This window comes from Bacteroidota bacterium (assembly GCA_018692315.1).
Lineage (GTDB): Bacteria > Bacteroidota > Bacteroidia > Bacteroidales > JABHKC01 > JABHKC01.
In genome coordinates this window covers 1-22,164 of record JABHKC010000086.1, presented here as the reverse complement: position 1 = coordinate 22,164, position 22,164 = coordinate 1, and the positions used below count along the sequence as shown (strand labels likewise).

The window sequence follows — 22,164 nt, the reverse complement described above, 5'->3', positions numbered from 1 at the left end:
TGTAAGCGTACATGTACGCTTATATCTTCTTTGTCTTTAGAAAAATGTACGTTTACACACGGAATTTTAGGGTATAAGCGTACATTTTTATTATTCTGATTAAAGTAGGTCATCTATTGGGTTTTTAAAATTTCTAAAATTGTTCTCGCAAACATGTGTGTAAATTTCTGTTGTACTACTTGATTCATGTCATAATATTGATTGACTTTGATATAAAATTAATTTAAATTAAAAACACTTTTGCAAAAATATAAGAATTCTGTATGCTCGCAAACTATTTTTGTCTTTTTCCTTTAATCCCATCATAATGAATTATTTGTATGTAATCAGTGTGTTGAAAAGTTATAATTATATGGGTTGTAAATAATTCGTTTTAATCTATGCGAATTTCACAGAGAGGAAGCGTATATTAACTTCAAGTTTCTGACACTGATTAGTTACAAAGAAGCAAAAGCTTCAATTATTTCATTTCAATCAAAGTAATTGAAATTTTCCTTTCTTTTGCAACCAAGGGATTATAAACTGAATTTTTCAAATCGTTTATATCGTCTGAAATATTCACTGGCGATTTGCTTTCACCAAAAGGTTGTTCAATAATTGTTAATTGCGAAGCATCCGGATTTTCAAAATATTTTGCAAGAGAACTATTCTTGTATTCTCGCATAAAATTTTTCAAACTAACAATTCTTCGTTTCGAAAGCTTTATATTATATTCTGCTGAATTTAAAGGACTTGCATATGCTTTCAAGGAAATTTCTATTGTTTTGCCATTTTCTAATAATTCTACTAAGTCTTCAAAAAACCTTAGCAAATCATAATATCCTTTTTTTACTTCTTGACCAAAAAAGGAATCTATTTGTGCCATCGAAACTTCTAACTCGCTGTCTTGCAAGTCATCGCAAAATTCTTGTTTATAAATATCTACTTGATTTAGATATTCTAAAACAAGGGTTTCGTAACTCAAATTTGTTGTTGTGTCCTCGTTTTGTGGATTTGGTTGATTGTTGTCGAAGTACAAATTTAACGGAAGATAGCTACAAAGTCCCTGAAACAAATTCTCCATTTTTAGAATATGTCTGACCGTATCGTTATGGGTTTCAGGCAATTTGAGAGAGTAAGCATCATTGCAACAAGTTTCATACTTATTAAAAATACTCGATTTTCCTCGATTTGAAACAAAATATGAAATTTTTGTACTATTATTGAACGAGAAATACAGATCGTCAAGAGAGGAATTTACAGAATGTCCATAATTTTCCGGAATTTCCCATATAGAAAAATCACCTTTAGATTTATAAACATCAAATCCACCGAAACTACCATGCCATTTAGAGCTGAAAAACAGATTAGTATCCCCCGCAAAATAAAAGGGCGAAATTTCATCATCAATCGAATTTATTTGATTTCCCAAGTTTTGACAATTTCCGGTTTTTCCATTTTCAAAAATTTGGCACGAATACAAATCGAATTTCCCAAAACCACCTTCTCTATCTGAAGAAAATATTAGGAACTCTTGATCGTGAAAATTTGTAATAAAAGGATGAATAGAATTAGATTCCGGAAAATTTACATTTTCTGATAGCATTTTTTGATTTTCAATTTTTCCATTGTTGAAATTTGCTCTGTAAATCTTACTCTGTTTTTCCTCTTTTAAAGTCAGCCTTTTTGTAAAATAAATAGTTTTTTTATCTGATGAAAAACAAATATGCGTAATTTCACACACATTTTCTTCGTTTTCGAAAAAAGTGCTCTTCCTTAGTTTATTTTTATCTATTTTGAAATATTTTATGCAATAGTTATCCAATTCATTTGAATTTGTAAGCAAAGACGAAAATATTATAGTCGAATCATCATATTCAAACACATTAAATTCGCTATAATCTGAATTTATTACAGTATCGAGTTTCTGAACTTGCTTTTTTTCATCAATTTGTTCAACATTTGCATGATTTTCACAAACCTCGGCTTCATATTTTGATTTTAATTTATAGAAATCATTTTCAAGTTCGTAGTTTTCATAAAATTGAATAAATGATTTTGAGGCAAGTTTATATTTTGCTTGATATTTTTGACATTCTGCAAGCCAAAATCCCGACAAGGGAAATTCTATGGAATTTTCTTTAATTGTTTTTTTATACCACTTTTCAGCTTCAGTATAATTTCTTGATAATCTGCAAGATTGGGCATATTTATAATATATTTCAATAATATTTTCATTCAATTTGATTGCCTTTTTGTAATTATCTGAAGCAGCTATATAATTTTTAGCAGCAAAATATTTATCACCACTTTCTACTAAATATTTCACATTTTGTGCTGAAACTGAATTCATTACAAATACAAATAGGAAAATACAAACAAACAATTTTTTCTGAATAAACGTTTTGTAATTACTTAATAAACTACTATACAATCTAATAACAATCATTGTTAATTTGTAATTAAATAAATGTCGGGCATATTTTTCTATTCAAACTTTCTTTATTTTTTGAGAGATCAAAAATATAAATTAGAGATAACTCCAATCCTCCCCTTCCGTTGCTTACACTACGAAGCCGCGACAAATTTACATCGTAACTAAACTGAAGTTTTATGTCTTTATAGTCAAGTCCAAAATGAACTATTAGCGCATCTTTCCAACGAAAATATCCACCAAAATAAATTGAATGAACTAGAATATTATTTAAATTATATTTCACTAAACTACCAATATTTATCTCGTTTAAAGAATTTTGATTCTGTATAAAGAAGCCGGGCAATAAAGTAAATCTCTTTTCTAACTTTAGTGAAGCATTGCCATGGAAAACAAATTTTCTTGCTATTGAATTTTCATTTGAGAAAAAAGAAACATTTGGAGAATTTATGTGATTTAAGGAGATTCCTATATTTCCATGATTTTGTCTTTTAAACTTCAAAAACAGATTCAATCCTACATTAACATCAAAAAATAACAGATTGTCTTGCATTTTTGTAAAATCCTCACCAGTAGGCAATTTAGAGTTAAATCTTCCATCATATTGTTCGCCAAAAGTGAAATTATCATAATTAACACTATACTGAAAAATATTTCCGCCAGTGCCAAAAGATAAAATTGCACTACTATCTTTTTTTAATTTGTAATGTGCAGCAAATGATAGATTTACTTGAGTTGTCCCAAATTCGCCATCGCCGGCTTTATCGGAATTTACTAAAAATCCTGCACCGAAAAATGTTTTGCGAATATTTAATTTTTTAAAATTTTTATCTAATGAAGTCGAAAAAGTTTTGTAAGGAGTGGTAATCGATTTCCATTGATTTCTTTGGTTTGCTACAAGTCTGAAATCTCCAGGAAAACTGCCACAATTCGATGGATTTAAGTTTATTGGAGAAGCATTAAATTGAGAAAAATGAATATCTTGCGACAATGCCATTATGGTAGCAAAAATCAACATGTTCAAAAAAAATGCCTTTTTTATCATCAAATCTTAAGCAGTATTAATGAGCAAATATATAAATTTAATAGCTTTGGGTGTTTAAATTAATAAGGTTTTTTTGCAGATAATTTATTCTTAACAAAAATAGTTTCTGTAGTTTGAAAACAATAATGTTAATTCATATATTTGTAAATTAATTGCAAATATTAAAATTAGAGATATGATTTATGAATTTAGTTTTGGGAATTTCAAATCATTTAAGAATATTAATTCTTTAAATTTGACATCGGCAAAAATTAATGATTTGGATAATAGAGGTACAATACAAGATCATAATTCCTTATTGAAATGCAAAGCCATTTATGGAGCAAATGCATCAGGTAAAAGTAATATTATTATAGCTATAACAACTTTTCTGCGTATAATTGTTTTATCTGTAAAAAATAATGAAGAAATAGAAAGTGTTGATAATTTCAGGTTGTGTACTGAAACTGAAAATCAACCAACTTTTTTTCAACTTATATTTCAACTTGAAAATATTACTTATAGATATGGTTTTGAGGCAACTGATAAAAAGATTACAAGTGAATGGCTATATGGAAAACTTAATATTAGAGAAGTACCTTTTTTCATACGAGATCAAAACAAAATAATCAAAATTAGTGAAAAACATTTTGCAGAAGGCTCAAGGAGATTATCTTTATTCGATAATGATGATGATAGTTTGATTGATGAAAAATCTTTATTTTTAACTACAATAGCCTCCTTAAATGGTAAAAAAGCACAAAGTATCTCGAATTACTTAAGTCGAATAATTATTGTTCCTGGTTTGAAAGATATGAATTCACATGAACTTACAAAAAGCATATTAGAAATTGGAACCATTAAAGAAAAAGTATTAAAACTATTAAGATTAGCTGATACGGGAATTGAAGATATAAAATTGATTGAGGTTTCAGAAGATAATCTAAAAAAATCTATTCCAGAAGAAATAATAAAAGATTTGAAAGGGAAGAAATTAGTAATTTCTGAGCATAAAAAATATGACAGCAAAAAAAATGTAGTGCATAATGAGCCTTTTGATTTTTTATTTAATGAATCCGAAGGAACAAAAAAAATATTTGAACTAAGTCCTATGTTATTATTGGCGCTCACAGAGGGACGCCCTATAATAATTGATGAGTTTGATGCAAGATTTCATCCATTAATCACAAAAAAAATCGTCGAGCTTTTTAATTCAGATGTTAACAAAACCTCTCAATTAATTTTTGCAACTCACGACACTAATTTACTTTCTGTCAAATTATTAAGAAGAGACCAAATTGATTTTGTTGAAAAAGATAAATATGGAGAAAGTCATTTATATACTTTGGTGAAATTTAAAGGTGTTAGAAAAAATACATCCTTTGAGAAGGACTATATAAAAGGAAAATATGGAGCAATTCCGTTTTTAGGCGATTTTAATCAAATTCTAAAAACTGAAGACGATGCCTAAAAAAACCAAAGCAATTAAATTCGGTGATAAAAAGCAAAATAAAGCTTGGCTAAAAAAGGTGAAACCTTCAGAATATAAAGTAGAAACTGTTGAGCCTTACAGTACTATTCTGATTGTATGCGAAGGACAAAATACTGAAAAATTGTATTTCGAATCATTTCCTGTGCTATCATTGTGTGTTAAAGCTGTTGGATTAGGACAATCTAAGATACAATTAATTGAGAGCACAGAAAATATTCTTAAATCTGAAACTTACGATGAGGTTTGGTGTGTTTTTGATATGGACATTAAACTTGACGAGAAAAATTGCAAATCAAATTTTGATAATGCTATTATAAAAGCAAAAAATAATGGATATAAAGCAGCATATTCAAATGATTCATTCGAACTCTGGTTTTATCTTCATTATCAATATACTGAGCAAAAAAACCACAGAACTTTTTATTATAAACAACTTAGTAAATTTTGGGAAATTAATTATGAAAAGCATGGTAAAGAATGGAAATTCAGCAAAAACATATATGATATTTTAATGAACGACCCAAAATCAAGTCAAAAAAAGGCAATTGAAAGAGCCGTAAAACTATTTCAAGATAAAAATAGATTAGAATATCATAAACAAAACCCTGTTACTCTGGTGTTTGAATTGGTGAAACTGCTAAATAAAAATATGCGGGCATGAAATATTAGTTTGTGTTTGAGAAAGATTGTTTTATGTTTAAAATGAAACAATATAATGAATAAAAACATTGAGAAAAAGCAAAATATATTCAATTAGGGACTTAGAAGTTTTCAAAAATAAACTTTTAATTTGGGCAAAACAGTTTGGCAGAATTGCATATTTCGACAGCAATAATGTTTTGAATAGCAATAAATCGAAATATGAATACTCGAAATACAAAACAATTGCTGCTATTGGTTGCATAAAAGAAATTGTTGCAAATCAAAATTGTTTTGACGATTTTGAACATTTCAGTAATTCAATAAACGACTGGCTATTCGGATATTTTTCATACGATTTGAAAAATGAGGTCGAAAGCCTAAATTCAAAAAACTTGGATAGATTAAAATTTCCGGAACTCCATTTTTTTCAACCTCAATATGTTTTTTGTTTCTTAAAAAACAAGGTAGAAATTTTATTTTACAATCAAAATTTGAATGAAAAAAATATTGATGTAATATTTCAAGCAATTGAAACAACAGAAATACGAACTACGGTAAGCAAAAATGAGGTAGTAATAAAAAAACGAATAAGCAAAAAAGAATACATTGAAATAATTGAAAAACTACAACAACACATCAAAAGAGGGGATATTTATGAAGCAAATTTCTGCCAGGAATTTTTTGCTAAAAATGCGGAAATCAATCCTTATTTTTTATTTTCTATTTTGAAAAAAATATCACCAACTCCTTTTTCGTGTTTCTATAAATTTGACGACAAATTTCTGATTTCAGCAAGCCCTGAACGATATTTGAAAAAAATTGAAGACAAAATTATTTCGCAACCTATAAAAGGAACTATAAAACGAGGTAAAAATCCAAAAGATGACAATCTGTTAATAAAAAAACTAAAAAACGACCCAAAAGAAAGAGCAGAAAATATAATGATTGTTGATTTGGTGAGGAACGATCTTTCGCGAACTGCCTGCAAAAATACTGTGAAAGTAGAAGAGTTATGCGGCATTTACAGCTTTGCTCAGGTGCATCATATGATTTCTACTGTTGTATCGAAACTTCAAAAAAAATATTCATACATAGACCTAATAAAATATTCGTTTCCTATGGGCTCTATGACAGGTGCTCCAAAAATTAGAGCCATGGAACTGATTGAACAATACGAAAAAACTAAAAGATCGCTATACTCTGGAGCAGTTGGCTACATTTCTCCGAGCAAAGATTTCGATTTTAATGTTGTAATTAGAAGTTTTTTGTACAACGAATCTGAAAAATATTTATCTTTCCAAGTGGGCAGCGCAATTACAGATAAATCTTTGCCTGAAAAAGAATATGAAGAATGCCTTCTAAAAGCTGAAGCTATGATAAAATCATTAAATAAATAGTGATCAATAAATAAAATATGAACAACCAATTTCACAAGTTTATAAAAAAAAATAATCTATTTTCTAAAAACGACAAAGTTTTAATAGCAGTTAGCGGAGGTATCGATTCAATTGTAATGTTAGATTTATTTGCGAAAACAAAGCTTGAAATTGCTATTGTTCATTGCAATTTTCAGTTAAGAAGCGATGAATCTATGGAAGACGAAAAATTTGTACGTAGTTTATCGAAAAAGTATAAACTTCAATTCTTTGTGAAAAAATTTGACACTAAAAAATATGCCAGTTCTCAAAAAATCTCCATTCAAATGGCTGCAAGGGAGTTACGTTACAATTGGTTTGAAAAAATAAGGAAAGAAATATGTTTCGATTACATTTCCATTGCGCACAACAAAGACGATATTGTAGAAACCTTTTTTCTAAATTTAATTAGAGGAACCGGAATTCGAGGACTGACAGGTATAAATGCGAAAAACGATAAAATTGTCAGACCATTACTTTTTGCCGATAGAAAAATGATTGATTCGTATCGTTTAGAAAATCAACTCCCTTTTCGCGAAGACTCAAGCAATAAGTCTATAAAGTATAAAAGAAACAAAATCAGACACCAAATTTTGCCTTTGTTTAATGAACTCAATCCAGCTTTTTCTGACACAATATTGGAAAATATCGAAAAACTTGCTGCCACAGAAAAAATTTATGCAACTGCAATTGAAGATGTTAAAAATAAAGTAATTAGCCATTCTGAGAATCAAATAAAAATATCATTAAACGAGCTTCAAAAACACAAACCTTATAAAACATTTCTATATGAACTGATATATAAATTTGGTTTTACTCAAGAAAATGTCGCTGATATATGTAAATCAATTGGATATGTTTCGGGGAGGCAATTTTTCACAAAATCTCACAGAATAATTATTGACAGAGAATTTCTTATTATTACAGAAAAAAAAACAATTTCTTATGAAGAATTTCAGATTAATTCAGAGACAAAGGAAATCTCTGAACCCATTTCACTTAAATTAGGCTTGAATCCTTCTATTTCATCAGATAAAATTAAAAAAAATACCGAAATTGCATATCTTGATTTCGATACATTAAAATTTCCATTGAAAATTAGAAAGTGGGAAAAAGGAGATAGATTTTTTCCTCTCGGGATGAAAAAGTCAAAGAAACTTAGCGACTTTTTTATTGACCAAAAATTTTCAATCCTTGAAAAAGAAAATCAATGGATTTTGACTTCAGAAGACAAAATTGTTTGGATAATTGGAAAACGAATAGACAATCGTTTCAAAATATCTGAAAAGACAAAAAAGGTTTTGATTATCAAATCCTGATTATGAAACTATTTTGAAATTGCTTTGTAGATTTTTCAATTTTATTGCAGTAAGTACTTTTTTAGTATATAAAGGAAACTCATTGTTCATCATCCATGAATAATATCCCGTATCTTTTTTCAAAACCTCTTCAACCAATTTTCCTTTGTGTTTTCCAAAATTGAAAATTTCCTTATTTTCATTGTTATATACAATTCGTCCTGCAAAATCGACATTTTTGGTATGGGCTGAAAACTTCGATAAAGTTTCAATATCATTCTTTAATTGGTCGTATTTTTCTATTTGAGCTAACAAAATATCATAGGTAGCATTGGTGTCTGCTTCGGCACTATGAGCGTTGATCAATTCTTTTTTGCAATAAAATTTAAGTGCAGCACCAAGCGTTCGAGGCTCCAATTTATGAAAAATAACCTGCACATCGACACATAGATGTTTTTTCATATCTAAATCTACATCGGCTCTTAAAAATTCTTCGGCAAGCAGTGGAATATCAAATTTATTGGAATTATAGCCAGCCAAATCGCAACCTTCAAGAAATTTTGCAATATTCTTCGCAATTTCTTTAAAAGTGGGTTTGTCTTTAATATCTTCGTCCGAAATATTATGAATTTTTACAACTTCAGCCGGAATGGGAATAGTTGGATTTACTAAAAGAGTTTTGCTTTCTCTGTCTCCTCCAGGAAGTATTTTTAGCATCGAAATTTCAACTATCCTATCTTTTATAACATTTATTCCGGTTGTTTCTAAATCGAAAAATACGATTGGTCGTTTTAATTCTAATTGCATTAGATATATATTTGTAAAAATTAATAGATTATTCAAAAAAAACCGCAAATTCTTCAAAATCTATTGTTTTTTTCTGAATTTGCGGTAATTAATATTATTTATTTTAGGAATAAAGTCTAATTTCCAAGCATCATTGGCATTATGAGCATCAGAATATCTTCATCTTTCAATTCGTTAGCGACAGGTAGTAGTAATCCTGCTCGTGTTGAATCTGCAAGTTCAATAGAAACGGAATCGGTTAATAAATTTGACAAAATATCAATTAAGAAAATTGACTTAAATCCTATTTCTATTTCTTCTCCTTCATACTGGCAAGGCAAATTTTCGACTGCAGAAATTGCATAATCAATATCTTGGCCTGAAACTTCTATATTGTTGCTCGTCAATTTTAACTTAATTAAGTTGCTTGCCTGATTTGATAGAACAGAAACTCGTCTTAAGGTTTTCAAAAAATCGGTTCTGTCCACAACAATTTTAATGGGACTGGTTTCCGGTATTACGGTATTGTAACTCGGATATTTACCTTCCACAAATCGACAAACAGCTTTGTAGGTATCAAATTCGAAGAAGGCATTTTTATCATCAAATTCAATTTTTACTTGATTTTCGGGTTCACGAGGAAGCAAGCTTTTAAACAGAGAAGACGATTTTTTTGGTAAAATAAACGAGGCTTCAATTTCCGGCATTGTGTCGCGTCTCCTGTAGCGAACCAATTTGTGAGCATCGGAAGCCACACATGTTACACTATTGTTCGATATTTCAACAAAAACTCCGTTCATAATTGGGCGAAGTTCGTCGTCGGCAGTGGCAAAAAAAGCATTTGTTATTCCTTTAAATAGTATTTCAGATTCAATCTGTACTGAGTTTCTTTTCTCTTCTTCAATTTCGGGAAGTGCCGGAAAATCTTCAATTCCAACGCCTGGAATTTGAAAAACTCCCTTGTCCGAAAAAACTTTGACAATATATGTCTCCATATCAAAATCGAATTTGAGTGGTTGTTCCGGAAATTCTTTCAAAATATCTAAGATGCGGCGTGCCTCAATACACATGCTTCCTTCTTCAGAAACTTCTTCTATATCTAAAGTACTTATTAAAGTTGTTTCCAAATCGGAGGCTGTCATAGTTAATTTATCTATTGTAACTTCGAAAAGAAAATTGTCTAAAATGGGTAATGAGTTTTTTGCATTTAAAACTTTGCCTACCGATTGAAGGTGCTTCAACAATTCTACGCTTGATACTACAAAATTCATTGGTCTTATTTTAATTCTAATTAGTAATTTGCATTAATTCAAAATATTGTTTCAATTAGAAACAAAATACAAATGTAAAAAATTTATGTTTGATTATTTAGTTTTTTTTAAATAGTTGGTTCAATAAAATTCTATTGGTTCTAATGCCTCAGCATTTTATTGAATAACAAGAAAATAAGAATATTATGAAACCTTATTTATAGCATCGACCGGATTGAGCCTCGAAGCAACATATGCAGGAAAAATTCCAGCTAACAAACCAACCCCAATCGATATTCCACTGCCAATAAAAAAGTTTCTAATTGTTAATGAAAATTCCATTATATCATATTCATTAGCTATTAAAATTCCGATGTAAACAAAAATTAGCCCAATAAAACCGCCAAGTAAGGAAAGTAAAACCGACTCGAACAAAAATTGTAGTAGAATAAAGAAATTTTTAGCTCCGAGAGATTTTTGTATCCCAATAAGATGAGTCCTTTCTTTCACAGAAACGAACATGATATTTGCAATTCCGAATGCCCCTACAATTATTGAAAATCCACCAATAATTCCGCCAGCAAAACTTATTCCGCTAAAAACATTGTCGAATTGTGTAATAATGAGGCTTGCTCTGTTCAATGCAAAATTATCGTCGCCAAGAGGTTTTATCTTCCTGATAACACGCATCACGCTTTTCAATTCGTCTAAAAGTTCCGCCATAGCAACGTTCTTTTTCGCTTTCACCATGATAAATGGATCAAGTCTTTCGCTATTTATATCGAAAAGTGTGCGAGCAAAATTTATTGGAAGCAGGGCAATATCGTCCATACTTTGACCAATACTGGTACCCTCCTTTTTAAAAACTCCAACTACAATGAGTTTCCTACCAAGAATTTTTATCTCTTTTCCTATAGGTTCATAATTGCCGAAAATATTTTTAGCAATTTCATGCCCCAAGATTATTTTATTTTTCCCGAGAGAAGATTCCAGAATCGAAAAATATCTTCCTTTTGCAATATCGAACGACCAAATCTTGTCGTAATCGTGCGAACTTGCCATGATAGTTGTTCTTTCGGCAGAGATATTTTTATATTTAATTGTTTTTCGTGTTGAAACCAAAAAAGCCGCTGCATCAACTTTTGTTGTACGATTTAGCAATTCCGACAATTCCTGTAATTTTGGAACCGGTCGGCGCATATAGTTCCACCATGGATAGTTTGCCTCGAAAGTCCAGGGCCATTTCTGAATGTAAACAACATCGTCTCCTAAAGACTCTATGCTGGTGCGAATACTATATTTCAGAGAATCGATCACTGTGAAAACCGAGATTATTGCAAAAATTCCAATAGTAATACCGAGCAAAGACAATAGTGTTCGTAACTTATTTGCTACAAGCGAATTAATTGCAAAAAGTAAACTTTCGTTTAAGAGTTTTAATATTACCATTTATTTAAAATAATTTTGTAAAAATACATAATTTTTGCTCAATCATAAATCATTAAATTTCTTCTAAACTCTGAACAAATTATTCCCGTAGCAATTGCAACATTTAACGATTCAGGCCTGTTTAAAGTATCATTAAAACTCGGAATTGTAATTTTACCAGAAATAAATGGGAGAATTTCTTGAGAAATTCCATGCGATTCGCTTCCTAAAACTATTAATCCATGGTTTTCTAATTTAGTTTTATAGATATTTAAACCATCTAAAAAACTTCCATAGATTGGGAAATTACTCCCATTAGGATTATTTTTCAGAAAACTTATAATATCCACATAATGAGCTTTAACTCTGGCAATTGAGCCCATTGTGGCTTGTATAACTTTTGGGTTAAAAGCATCAACAGTATCTTCTGAGCAAAAGATATTTTTTATTCCATACCAGTCGGCAATTCTAATTATTGTTCCCAGATTTCCCGGATCCTGAACCCTATCTAAAACTAATGAAAGCTCTTTTTCAATTTCGCTATGCTCATATTTGAATTTTGGAATTTCTACAAGAGCCAAAACTTCTTGTGGGCTAGTCAAAGAACTAACTTTTTTCATTTCATTTTCTTCAATATGAAAATACTCACATTCAGAATTTTCGTGATGATTTTCGATTTTCGAAAGCCAATCTTTTTTCCCAAAAACGAATTTTGTTTTAAAACTTGAATGCAGCATTTCATCAAAAAGTTTGCTTCCTTCAGCAATGAATAGATTATTTTTCAGCCTGCCCTTTTTACTTTTAAGAGAATTTATTAATGCTATTTTATTCTTACTTAACATATTCTTTTTTTAAGCTATAAAAATATAGAATAATAATTTATCAGCCTCAAATTTCTATATAATGGCTCTAAGAAAACGACAATAACTTCGTTATGCTTGAATTTTGAATCAGTCATTTACAAAAGTAAACTCCTGAGTTCCAAATTCTTCACAAGCCTTGTTCTTGCCGTCTTCTTAGAGCCATTTGAAGAAAATGGAGTTTTCTTAGAAGCACTACATAGTGGCTCTCAGAAAACAGGCAATTTTTATAAAATAATTTATTTTTGATGATATTTCCTTTTTATTTCATGCAGTAAATGCCTTTGAATTAGCCAAATGGAAAAAAATAGAAATATCGCAAAAAGAGATATTTTTAATTTTGAACTGTTTTCTTAGCCTGAATAATTCACAAATTTTCGTAACGAAAGTTCAAAATGTGTGTCAGATTTGAACTACCACAGATTTTTATTTTTGAGTAATAGCGAGCTATTTTGATGGAACAAAAATTGAGGACGGTCAATGATGATGTGCAGTTTGGGCTTGTAGTAGAAATATTTGTGAATTATTCAGGTTAGAGACACTACAAATACATTTCAAATTCTCAACGCACAATAAATTTCTATCTTTGCAAAATTGTGATAATAAGATTTTTTTTGGATTGAAATTTAGAATAAAAAATATTGTTAGAAATACTATTGGAATATTGCTAATCTTTGCAGTAATGCTATCGTGCAAACCTACAAAGCATGTTCCTCAACACAAGTTTTTATTAAAAAATGTAAAAATAGAATGCGACAATAAAGACATTGATATCAATGAATTAGAGAATTACATAAAACAAAAACCAAATACACGCATCCTAAATATGTTTAGGTTTCATTTGTTTATTTACAATTTATCGAATAGCGGAAAAGATAGAAAATGGAAAAATAAATTTAAAAATGTAATTGGCGAAGAACCTGTAATTTACGAAGAATATCAAACAAAAAAAACTCTAAAACAATTTAAACTTTATCTGAAAAACAGAGCATACTATAACTCAACAATAGACGATACAACTATTTTCAAAAGGAAACAAGCTACTATTTTATATAGAATTTCAGCGAACGAGCCTTTCAAAATAAACAAAATTGAATATAAAATTCAGGATACTGCAATCAAAAAAATTCTCCTTGCAGACACTCTGAATTCGCTCTTAAAGAAAGGGATTTTGTTCGACACAGAAATTTTGCAAGAAGAAAGAAGCCGCATTTCCAATGTCTTGAAAAATAATGGTTATTACTACTTTTCCAAGAAGTTTGTCGATTTTTTGGCCGATAGTTTATCCAATTCCAAACAGATAAATTTAGTTGTTAATATTCATGAAAATCAACAAATCAACTCTGAAAATCAGATAGTTTTTTCGAAACACAAAAAATACAAAATAAAAGATGTCTGTTTTTATACAGATTATGACCAGACCAAAGCTTTAAATCAAAAAGAAGAATATTTTAAAAATTTCGATACAATAAGTATTGAAGGAGTAAATTTTGCATACCAAAACTCGTTAAAAATTACTCCTGATGTTATTTTCAATGCAAATTATTTGGTTCCCGATCAGTTTTTTAGCTTGATAAATGTTTCAGAAACGAATAAACGTCTGGCAGCACTTCAAGTTTTTAAGATAATAAATATTCAGTTTATCCCCTTGGAAGATATTACTGAGAATTATTTAAATTGTAAAATCTATCTATCTCCCACTGTTTCACAATCTTATACAGTTGAGGGCGAACTAACAAGCTCTTCAGGATATATTGGTTTTGGAGGAAACTTAATGTACAAACACAACAATTTGTTCAAAGGAGCCGAGATTTTTAATCTGAAGCTTTTGGGTTCTGCCGAATCGCAATCGACTGTGGAAGATAACCCGCAGAACGAGAAAGGTTTTATACCAAATACGATTGAATATGGATTTGAGACAAAACTTTTTTTGCCAAAATTTCTGATTCCTTTTAATAATCTGAAAAATTACCGTAAGTTTAAACCCAAAACCAGCCTTTCGTTAGCCTATCATTATCAAAACCGCCCGGATTATACCCGTACAATTCGGAATGCTTCATTTGGCTATTATTGGAAAGGTGATTCTTACACAGAAAACTTAATAAATCCCATTGAAATAAACTCTATAAAACTCAGCGATGCTACTGAAGAATTTCTAGATTATTTAGATACTCTTTATATTAAAAGCAGCTACGAAACACAATTCATTTCATCAACAAACTACAGCTATATTTTTAATAATCAAAATGTTAAAAAATCAACAGATTTCAATTTTTTCAGATTGAATACAGAAGTTGCAGGTAATTTATTAACTCTGAGTAATTTGATTTTAAACACTAAAAAAGATGAAGATTACTATCAGGTTTTAAATAGCCGCTATGCTCAATATTTCAAATTCGATATAGATTTCAGGCACTACAACTATATCAACCCCAAGAATATAATAATTTATCGTGGTTTTTTCGGGATTGGAATTCCGTATGGAAATTCAGAATCAATACCTTTTGTAAAAAAATATTTTTCGGGCGGAGCAAATAGTGTAAGAGGCTGGAGAGTACGTTCTTTGGGGCCAGGCTCGTATATCGACTCCTCAAATGTCCCAAACCTTTCGGCTGATATTAAATTAGAAGCAAATCTTGAGCTGAGATTCGATATGTTTTGGATTATAAAAGGAGCAATATTTTTAGATTTTGGAAACATTTGGGCACTCTCCGAAAAAACAGATAACAGAATTGGAGCTTCGTTCGAGTTCGACAGATTTTACAAAGAAATTGCTGTAGGAACAGGGATAGGCTTGCGTTTCGATTTCGGCTTTTTTGTTTTCCGCTCCGATTTAGGGATAAAAGTGAGAGATCCAATGGAAATAGAAAATAAATGGATAATTGGAAACAGAGAATATAGTAGTCAGGATTTTATGCTGAATGTTGGGGTGGGATATCCATTTTAATGAATTATGAATTATGTTCATATTGCTTAAAGAGAATTAATAAATTATGTATAATTAATGTAATAGGATGATGAAATTTCCAATTTCTAATTTCAAATCTTAAATTACTAAATATTTCAACATGCAAGAAAAAATACTAATAATAGATTTTGGGTCGCAATATACTCAGCTTATTGCCAGAAAAGTTCGCGAATTAAGTGTCTATTGTGAGATTCACCCTTACAATAATATTCCGGAACTCGACAAGAGTGTAAAAGGGATAATTCTTTCTGGAAGTCCATTTTCTGTTCGCGACCAAAATGCTCCACAAATTGATCTGAAGGCTTTTATGAAGAAAAAGCCGCTTCTTGGGGTTTGTTATGGAGCTCAATATTTGGCTCATAGTTTGGGTGGCGAAGTTGTGCCATCAGAACACCGCGAATATGGCAGGGCAAATTTGCATCTTGTTGAAACCAAAAATTTGCTTTTTCAAAATATTAGCGAAAATTCACAAGTATGGATGTCGCACGGAGATACAATTACTAAATTGCCCAAAAATTTTGAAAAAATATCGAGCACAAAAGATATAGAAGTCGGAGCATTTCAGATAAATGATGAGAAAACCTACGGGCTTCAATTTCATCCTGAGGTGTATCATACCGTTGAAGGAAAAACTATTCTGCAAAATTTTGTTTTTTCGATATGTAAATGTTCGCCAAATTGGACTCCGGGCTCTTTTGCAAACAACAGCATAGCCGAACTTAAAACGCAATTGAAAAACGACAAAGTAATTCTCGGTCTGTCGGGTGGTGTTGATTCAACCGTTGCTGCCATTTTGCTAAAAAAAGCAATTGGAGAAAACTTAACTTGCATTTTTGTTGATAATGGATTGTTACGAAAAAATGAATTTGAAGAGGTTTTGCATTCATACAAAGACATGGGTCTTAAAGTAATAGGAGTTTCGGCAGCAAACAAGTTTTATGAGAAACTCAAAGGAATTACTGAACCAGAACAGAAAAGAAAAATTATTGGAGGAGTATTTATAAAAGTTTTCGACGAAGAGGCTAACAAAATTGATGGAGCAAAATGGTTGGCTCAAGGAACAATTTACCCCGATGTTATTGAATCTATTTCTGTAAAAGGACCTTCAGCTACCATAAAATCTCATCATAATGTTGGAGGACTTCCCGATTTTATGAAACTAAAAATTGTAGAACCCCTGCGGCTATTGTTTAAAGATGAAGTTAGGAAAGTGGGGCGTGAACTAAAAATTACTACTAAAATTCTAAATCGTCATCCTTTTCCCGGCCCCGGTCTCGGAATCAGGATTCTTGGAGATGTTACTGAACAGAAAGTAAAAATTTTGCAAGAAGTTGATGATATTTTTATAACAGGTCTAAAATCTGCTGGTTTGTACGATGAAGTCTGGCAAGCCGGCGCAATGCTTTTACCAATTCAATCGGTAGGTGTAATGGGCGACGAACGCACATACGAGCAAGTTGTGGCTCTGCGGGCAGTAGGCTCGGTTGATGGAATGACTGCCGATTGGTCAAACCTTCCGTACGAGTTTTTGCAAAGAATTTCAAACAAAATCATCAACAATGTTTCAGGCATCAACAGAGTTGTTTATGACATAAGCTCAAAACCTCCGGCTACTATTGAGTGGGAGTGATATTTGTTGCATCAGAATTCATTCATACGAAACTACAAGCAAAATTTATGAAAAATATTTAAAATTATATAGTCTAAATTGCATGCAAGCAACAATCAGAAAAAACTCAAAACAACATTAATATGACTGAAAATAATGAAATTCAATATCCCAATATTAAACAAAGTTGGGGAATAGTTGGAATTGCAATACTGAGCATGATATTGTTTAGTCCGGTAATATTATTAGATAATTTAATAGGTGAGGAAATATCTTTTTTGGCATATTATCTTTTAGCTATGGGAGTTCCTTTTTTGATTGTTCATCGAATAAAAAAGAAAAGAACCGGATTAAGTAATTATAATTTTGATTTTAGTTCTGTGAAGATTATTATGCTGGTTTTCATTGCAATAATTGCAATTCAAATAGGAATAATATCACCGTTTGTCAACCTTATTCCAATGCCGGAATTTATGGAAAAAATATTTCTTGAACTCGCAAATCAAAATGGAGTATTTTCATTTATTGCCATTGTTATTGCAGCACCAGTACTTGAAGAATTAATATTTAGAGGTATTATTCTTGATGGACTTTTAAAAAAATACTCACCCGTGAAATCTATAATTATATCAAGTTTACTTTTTGGAATTGTTCATTTAAATCCGTGGCAATTTCTTGGTGCTTTCATATTTGGCATTTTTTCTGGTTGGATTTATTATAGAACCAATAAACTAATATTAACTATAATAATGCATTTTGCTAACAATTTTCTTGCATTCGTTGCTATATATTTTTTTGATGAAGAAACTATGATGGATAAATCATTAACTGAAATTTACGGTGGATTGTTAAACTTATCTCTCATTTCTGTTGGAGCAATAATAATTACAATAATTTGTATTTACTTATTAAAAAATGAATTTAATAAAAACGAAAAATGCAACTATCAGCAACCATCTTTTAATAGTTAAAAATTTACTTTATTTGTAAAAAAAATAATAATTAAAAATTACAATATGTTTAATGTAAATGAATATTTCGACGGAAAAGTAAAATCATTAGGTTTTGAAAACAAAGAAAGTACTGTAACAATTGGAGTTATGGCAGCAGGTGAATACGAATTTGGAACTTCATCAATAGAATATATGACTATTACTTCAGGGAAAATGACAGTTTTATTGCCCGGAGAAACCAATTGGAAAACTTTTAAGGAATACGAAACTTTTGTTGTAGAAAAAGACACAAAATTCAAAGTAAAAGTAGATGAATCAACATCTTACAAATGTGTTTATAAATAGTTTTCTGAAAAGAAGTAAACCAAGCTTGAATAATGATTGATACCCCAGTTTCACAGATTTAGATTTTTTTCAAATTTGTGAATCTGTGGTCTATCTCAAAAATAAATATGATAGAAGTAAAAAATCTAAAAAAAAAATACGACCAAATCTCGGCACTTAATGGCATAAGTTTTAAAGTTACAGAAAACGAAATATTCGGTTTGTTAGGTCCAAATGGAGCAGGAAAATCAACAACAATTAATATATTAAGTACAATTCTTAAACCTGATGATGGTGAAGTTGAAATTAACCGATACAACCTGAAATCTAAGCCAATAGCCTGCAAAAAAAGTATGGGTATAGTTCCTCAGGAAATATCGCTCTACGACGAACTTTCTGCAATCGAAAATCTATTGTTTTGGGGAAGTTTGTACGATATTAAGCCCTCTATTATAAAAGAAAAAACAAATTCCTTATTGAAACTTTTTGGCCTTTGGGAAAGGAGAAACGACAAAATAAAAAGTTATTCAGGTGGCATGAAACGCCGCATCAATATAGCCTCAGCTCTACTCCACTCACCAAAAGTGCTACTTATGGACGAACCCACGGTTGGCATTGACCCACAGAGCAGAAATCTAATTTTTGAAGTTACCGAAAAACTAAATAAAGAAGGCTTAACCATAATATACACAACTCATTATATGGAAGAAGCCGAACGTCTTTGCAACAGAATAGGAATTATTGACCATGGAAAAATAATTGCCCAGGGCACCGTAGATGAACTGAGAAAAATCAGTAAAACCACCGAAAATCTCACAATCAAGATATTTGAAACTACCGAAGACAAAATCCTGAAATTAAAAAATACTCTTGTCCAAAAATTTGCAATTGAAGATAACATCTTGATTTTTTTTGATGATAAAGCAATATCCGATTTGCCAAATATCATCGTAAAAATGAATGAATCAGGCTTAAAAATCAGCAATATAGAAATCAAAAAAGCAAATCTTGAAACAGTGTTTTTAAATCTAACCGGAAAAAAGTTGAGGAACTAAAAATGATAAAAATATATAAAAAAGATATCAAGCTATTTTTTTCAGATAAAAAAGCTGTTCTTCTAACTTTTCTTCTGCCAATTGTTTTAATCACCTTATTTGCTTTAGCTTATGGCGGAATGGAAAATTCAGACCGAGAGTCGAAACCCATTTTATTACCGGTTTGCAATCTGGAAGATTCAGATATAGCAAAAACCATAATTGCAGATTTAGATTCTGTGAAAGGATTAAAAATGGAAATAATGAAACTTGAAGATGCCCGCCAAAAAGTTATTCGAGGAAAGCGAGCAGCTATTTTAATTTTCCACCAAGGATTCGAAGATTCCTTAAATTTAGGAAAAACTCTACCAATAGAACTGCAATACGACCAAGCCAGAGAAATGGAAATCGGGATACTACAATCTGTTTTGATTAGCAAACTTATGGGTAATATTGGAAAATCCGGTATTCAGAAAAAAGTAAATAACTATATTCTTGATAAATATCCTGACATTCAACCGGAAGTGTTAAATACCATAATGGACGATTTGGAAAACGATTTTTCGGGAAATGAAAACAGCAAAAACGAAAACAATTTCCAAACTGGAATGGCTCTGAAAACTACTTCTCTCGTAGGCGAAAAACAGGAAAGCGCCTTGGGTTTGATTCAAGCAGTTGCCGGAACTGCAATAATGATGCTACTTTTTAGTGTAGCCGGATTAGGTGCCGGACTGATAGAAGAAAAAGAAGCCGGAACTCTTAAAAAACTACTCTATTCTCCCGTAAATCCAAGCTACATTTTATACGGCAAAATGATGACCGGACTAACAGTTTCTATACTCCAACTTTTAATAATGTTCCTTTTTGCATTTTTTGCTTTTGGTCTAAATATTAGTATTGACATTCCATCTTTGATTTTAATGATACTGGCAACTGCATTTGCGTGTTCGAGTTTCGGGATATTTCTTGCCTCTGTTTCAAACTCTCGGCAGCAAGTTCAAAGCCTGTCAACCATAATTATCCTAATAATGTCGGCTATAGGAGGCAGCATGATGCCACTTTTTATTATGCCCGAAATCATAAAAATTGCAGTTGTAAGCGTAAATTATTGGGGCATTCAAGGATTTTACGATATTTTCTGGCGACAACTACCTTTTACAACAGTTCTCATTAAAGCCGGAATACTATTCGGAATCGGACTTCTTATGACCATAATATCAGTTCAGCTATTTCGAAAAAATGTTTTGAAGTTAGTTTGAAAGTGCAATACTTTGTTGTCTGTTTTATTGTTTTCAAGTTGAAGAAACTCCTTTTATATATAAGCTTTTCAAATAGTTTTTTGATTTGTTATTTATACAATTTTCCCCAAACAATTAACCAAATTAATGTAATCCACCTAAATCAATTAAGCCAAATACTAAACAAGAAAATGAAGCGTTTACAAATGCTTTAAATTAAAATAAAAATTATGTTAGTAGAATCAAATATGATGGAATTAGGGACAAAAGCTCCGGATTTCACCTTGCCCGATACAGTTTCAGGAAAAATAGTATCACTATCCGAATTAAAATCGAATATTGCCACAGTTGTAGTATTTATTTGCAACCATTGCCCTTATGTGCACCATCTGAATTCAAAATTAGGAGATCTTGCAAATGATTATCAATCGAAAGGTGTACGATTCATTGCAATTAGCAGCAACAATGTTGCTACACATCCGCAAGACGGACCGGAACTCATGAAACAAGTTGCAGAAAAAGAAGCTTATCCTTTTCCGTATTTATACGATGAAACACAGGAAATCGCCAAAGCCTATAAAGCCGAATGCACACCCGATTTTTTCGTTTTCGATGGCAACTTAAATTGTGCCTACAGAGGACGATTCGATGAAACCCGTCCAAATATAGGACAACCAACAGGAAGCGATTTGTCTGATGCTTTAGACACCATCATTGCAGGGAAAAAAGTGGATGAAAACCAGCATCCAAGCATGGGTTGTAACATTAAGTGGAAATAGAATTTCTCTTACAAATTGTTATGTTAGTTTCAGCTATTCATTTGATTACTGAATAATTTAGATTGTATATTTAAGAAAACTCAATATTTTTCAGGTAGCTTTTAAGAAAAAGTCGATAAGCACTAAAATTCTTTTTTAATAAGTATAATTTTCAATATCCATCAATATTAGAAAAATTATTCTTAATTTGGTTGATTTGGTTATAATATAATTCTGTTTTATTAAATGTGAAAACTAATCAATGATAAAATTGTCATGAAAGCAAAGCTTATTAAAACAAATGACAAAGTTTTTATAGAAAATATCCCTTGTTTTGAATGGGCAAAAAGTAACGACAATAGTTTTATAAAATCTACGCAACTTGCACTTAATTCTATTGGGGAGGATTTCTCTTATGAGTATTTAATGGGCATTTCCGGCTCGGCTTTTCGTCTGCATTTCAATATGGATTGGTGCCCAAGTGCTACTGATTCTACAACGGGCTTCGATGTATCAAAAATACTATTTAAATCTTTAGCCTGAATAATTCATAAATTTTCGTCTCGAAAGTTCAAAATGTGTGTCAGATTTGAACTACCACAGATTTTTATTTTTGAGTAATAGCGAGCTATTTTGATGGAATAAAAATTGAGGACGGTCAAAGATGATGTG

18 protein-coding genes are annotated in these 22,164 nt (G+C 30.7%); 12 read left to right on the top strand and 6 right to left on the bottom strand.

The window, feature by feature from the left end; translation table 11 throughout:
• Nucleotides 1-460: 460 nt before the first annotated feature.
• Nucleotides 461-2,308 (bottom strand): hypothetical protein, encoded by a 1,848-nt coding sequence (locus HN894_06850; protein MBT7143040.1) that lies wholly within the window; start codon nt 2,306-2,308, stop codon nt 461-463.
• Between the two features lie 133 nt (nt 2,309-2,441).
• A complete protein-coding gene (locus HN894_06845) occupies nt 2,442-3,437 on the bottom strand; it encodes a PorP/SprF family type IX secretion system membrane protein (GenBank protein ID MBT7143039.1) in 996 nt (331 codons plus the stop codon).
• A 196-nt stretch (nt 3,438-3,633) separates the two neighbouring features.
• On the opposite strand from HN894_06845, the gene HN894_06840 reads away from it, so the two are divergent.
• The 4 genes from HN894_06840 to tilS all read left to right on the top strand — a co-directional run bounded on the left by HN894_06840 (nt 3,634) and on the right by tilS (nt 8,305).
• Nucleotides 3,634-4,908 (top strand): ATP-binding protein, encoded by a 1,275-nt coding sequence (locus HN894_06840; protein MBT7143038.1) that lies wholly within the window; start codon nt 3,634-3,636, stop codon nt 4,906-4,908.
• Nucleotides 4,901-5,590 carry an RloB domain-containing protein gene (locus HN894_06835; protein ID MBT7143037.1) on the top strand — a complete coding sequence of 230 codons (690 nt, stop codon included), beginning with the start codon at nt 4,901-4,903 and terminating at the stop codon, nt 5,588-5,590. Before HN894_06840 ends, HN894_06835 begins: the two co-directional genes overlap by 8 nt.
• 67 nt (nt 5,591-5,657) lie before the next feature.
• Nucleotides 5,658-6,968, top strand: coding sequence for an anthranilate synthase component I family protein (locus tag HN894_06830; protein ID MBT7143036.1), 1,311 nt, complete (start codon nt 5,658-5,660; stop codon nt 6,966-6,968).
• Between the two features lie 17 nt (nt 6,969-6,985).
• Complete coding sequence (gene tilS / locus HN894_06825) at nt 6,986-8,305, top strand: tRNA lysidine(34) synthetase TilS (protein ID MBT7143035.1); 1,320 nt, start codon at nt 6,986-6,988, stop codon at nt 8,303-8,305.
• Here the strand turns inward: tilS and HN894_06820 are convergent, their stop codons facing one another.
• From HN894_06820 to HN894_06805, 4 genes are all read right to left on the bottom strand, one after another.
• Nucleotides 8,306-9,091 carry a 3'-5' exonuclease gene (locus HN894_06820; protein ID MBT7143034.1) on the bottom strand — a complete coding sequence of 262 codons (786 nt, stop codon included), beginning with the start codon at nt 9,089-9,091 and terminating at the stop codon, nt 8,306-8,308. It lies immediately after the preceding gene.
• Between the two features lie 116 nt (nt 9,092-9,207).
• Entirely contained in the window at nt 9,208-10,341 is a 1,134-nt protein-coding gene (gene dnaN / locus HN894_06815) for a DNA polymerase III subunit beta (protein ID MBT7143033.1), read from the bottom strand.
• Between the two features lie 183 nt (nt 10,342-10,524).
• A complete protein-coding gene (locus HN894_06810; protein ID MBT7143032.1) occupies nt 10,525-11,769 on the bottom strand; it encodes an FtsX-like permease family protein in 1,245 nt (414 codons plus the stop codon).
• 38 nt (nt 11,770-11,807) lie between these two features.
• Complete coding sequence (locus tag HN894_06805) at nt 11,808-12,590, bottom strand: RNA methyltransferase (protein MBT7143031.1); 783 nt, start codon at nt 12,588-12,590, stop codon at nt 11,808-11,810.
• 637 nt (nt 12,591-13,227) lie between these two features.
• On the opposite strand from HN894_06805, the gene HN894_06800 reads away from it, so the two are divergent.
• From HN894_06800 to HN894_06765, 8 genes are all read left to right on the top strand, one after another.
• Nucleotides 13,228-15,555, top strand: coding sequence for a BamA/TamA family outer membrane protein (locus HN894_06800; GenBank protein MBT7143030.1), 2,328 nt, complete (start codon nt 13,228-13,230; stop codon nt 15,553-15,555).
• A 121-nt stretch (nt 15,556-15,676) separates the two neighbouring features.
• The gene (gene guaA / locus HN894_06795; GenBank protein MBT7143029.1) at nt 15,677-17,206 is read left to right on the top strand and encodes a glutamine-hydrolyzing GMP synthase; all 1,530 of its coding nucleotides are present in this window, start codon (nt 15,677-15,679) and stop codon (nt 17,204-17,206) included.
• Nucleotides 17,207-17,328: 122 nt separating this feature from the next.
• Nucleotides 17,329-18,156, top strand: a complete 828-nt coding sequence (locus HN894_06790) for a CPBP family intramembrane metalloprotease (GenBank protein ID MBT7143028.1) — start codon at nt 17,329-17,331, stop codon at nt 18,154-18,156.
• 45 nt (nt 18,157-18,201) lie between these two features.
• Nucleotides 18,202-18,483, top strand: coding sequence for a pyrimidine/purine nucleoside phosphorylase (locus HN894_06785; GenBank protein ID MBT7143027.1), 282 nt, complete (start codon nt 18,202-18,204; stop codon nt 18,481-18,483).
• 107 nt (nt 18,484-18,590) lie between these two features.
• Entirely contained in the window at nt 18,591-19,517 is a 927-nt protein-coding gene (locus tag HN894_06780) for an ABC transporter ATP-binding protein (GenBank protein MBT7143026.1), read from the top strand.
• 2 nt (nt 19,518-19,519) lie between these two features.
• Entirely contained in the window at nt 19,520-20,755 is a 1,236-nt protein-coding gene (locus HN894_06775) for an ABC transporter permease (protein ID MBT7143025.1), read from the top strand.
• 206 nt (nt 20,756-20,961) lie between these two features.
• Nucleotides 20,962-21,513: a thioredoxin family protein gene (locus HN894_06770; protein MBT7143024.1), complete on the top strand. Its 552-nt coding sequence runs from the start codon at nt 20,962-20,964 to the stop codon at nt 21,511-21,513.
• Between the two features lie 255 nt (nt 21,514-21,768).
• Complete coding sequence (locus tag HN894_06765) at nt 21,769-22,035, top strand: hypothetical protein (GenBank protein MBT7143023.1); 267 nt, start codon at nt 21,769-21,771, stop codon at nt 22,033-22,035.
• The last annotated feature ends 129 nt before the right edge of the window (nt 22,036-22,164 follow it).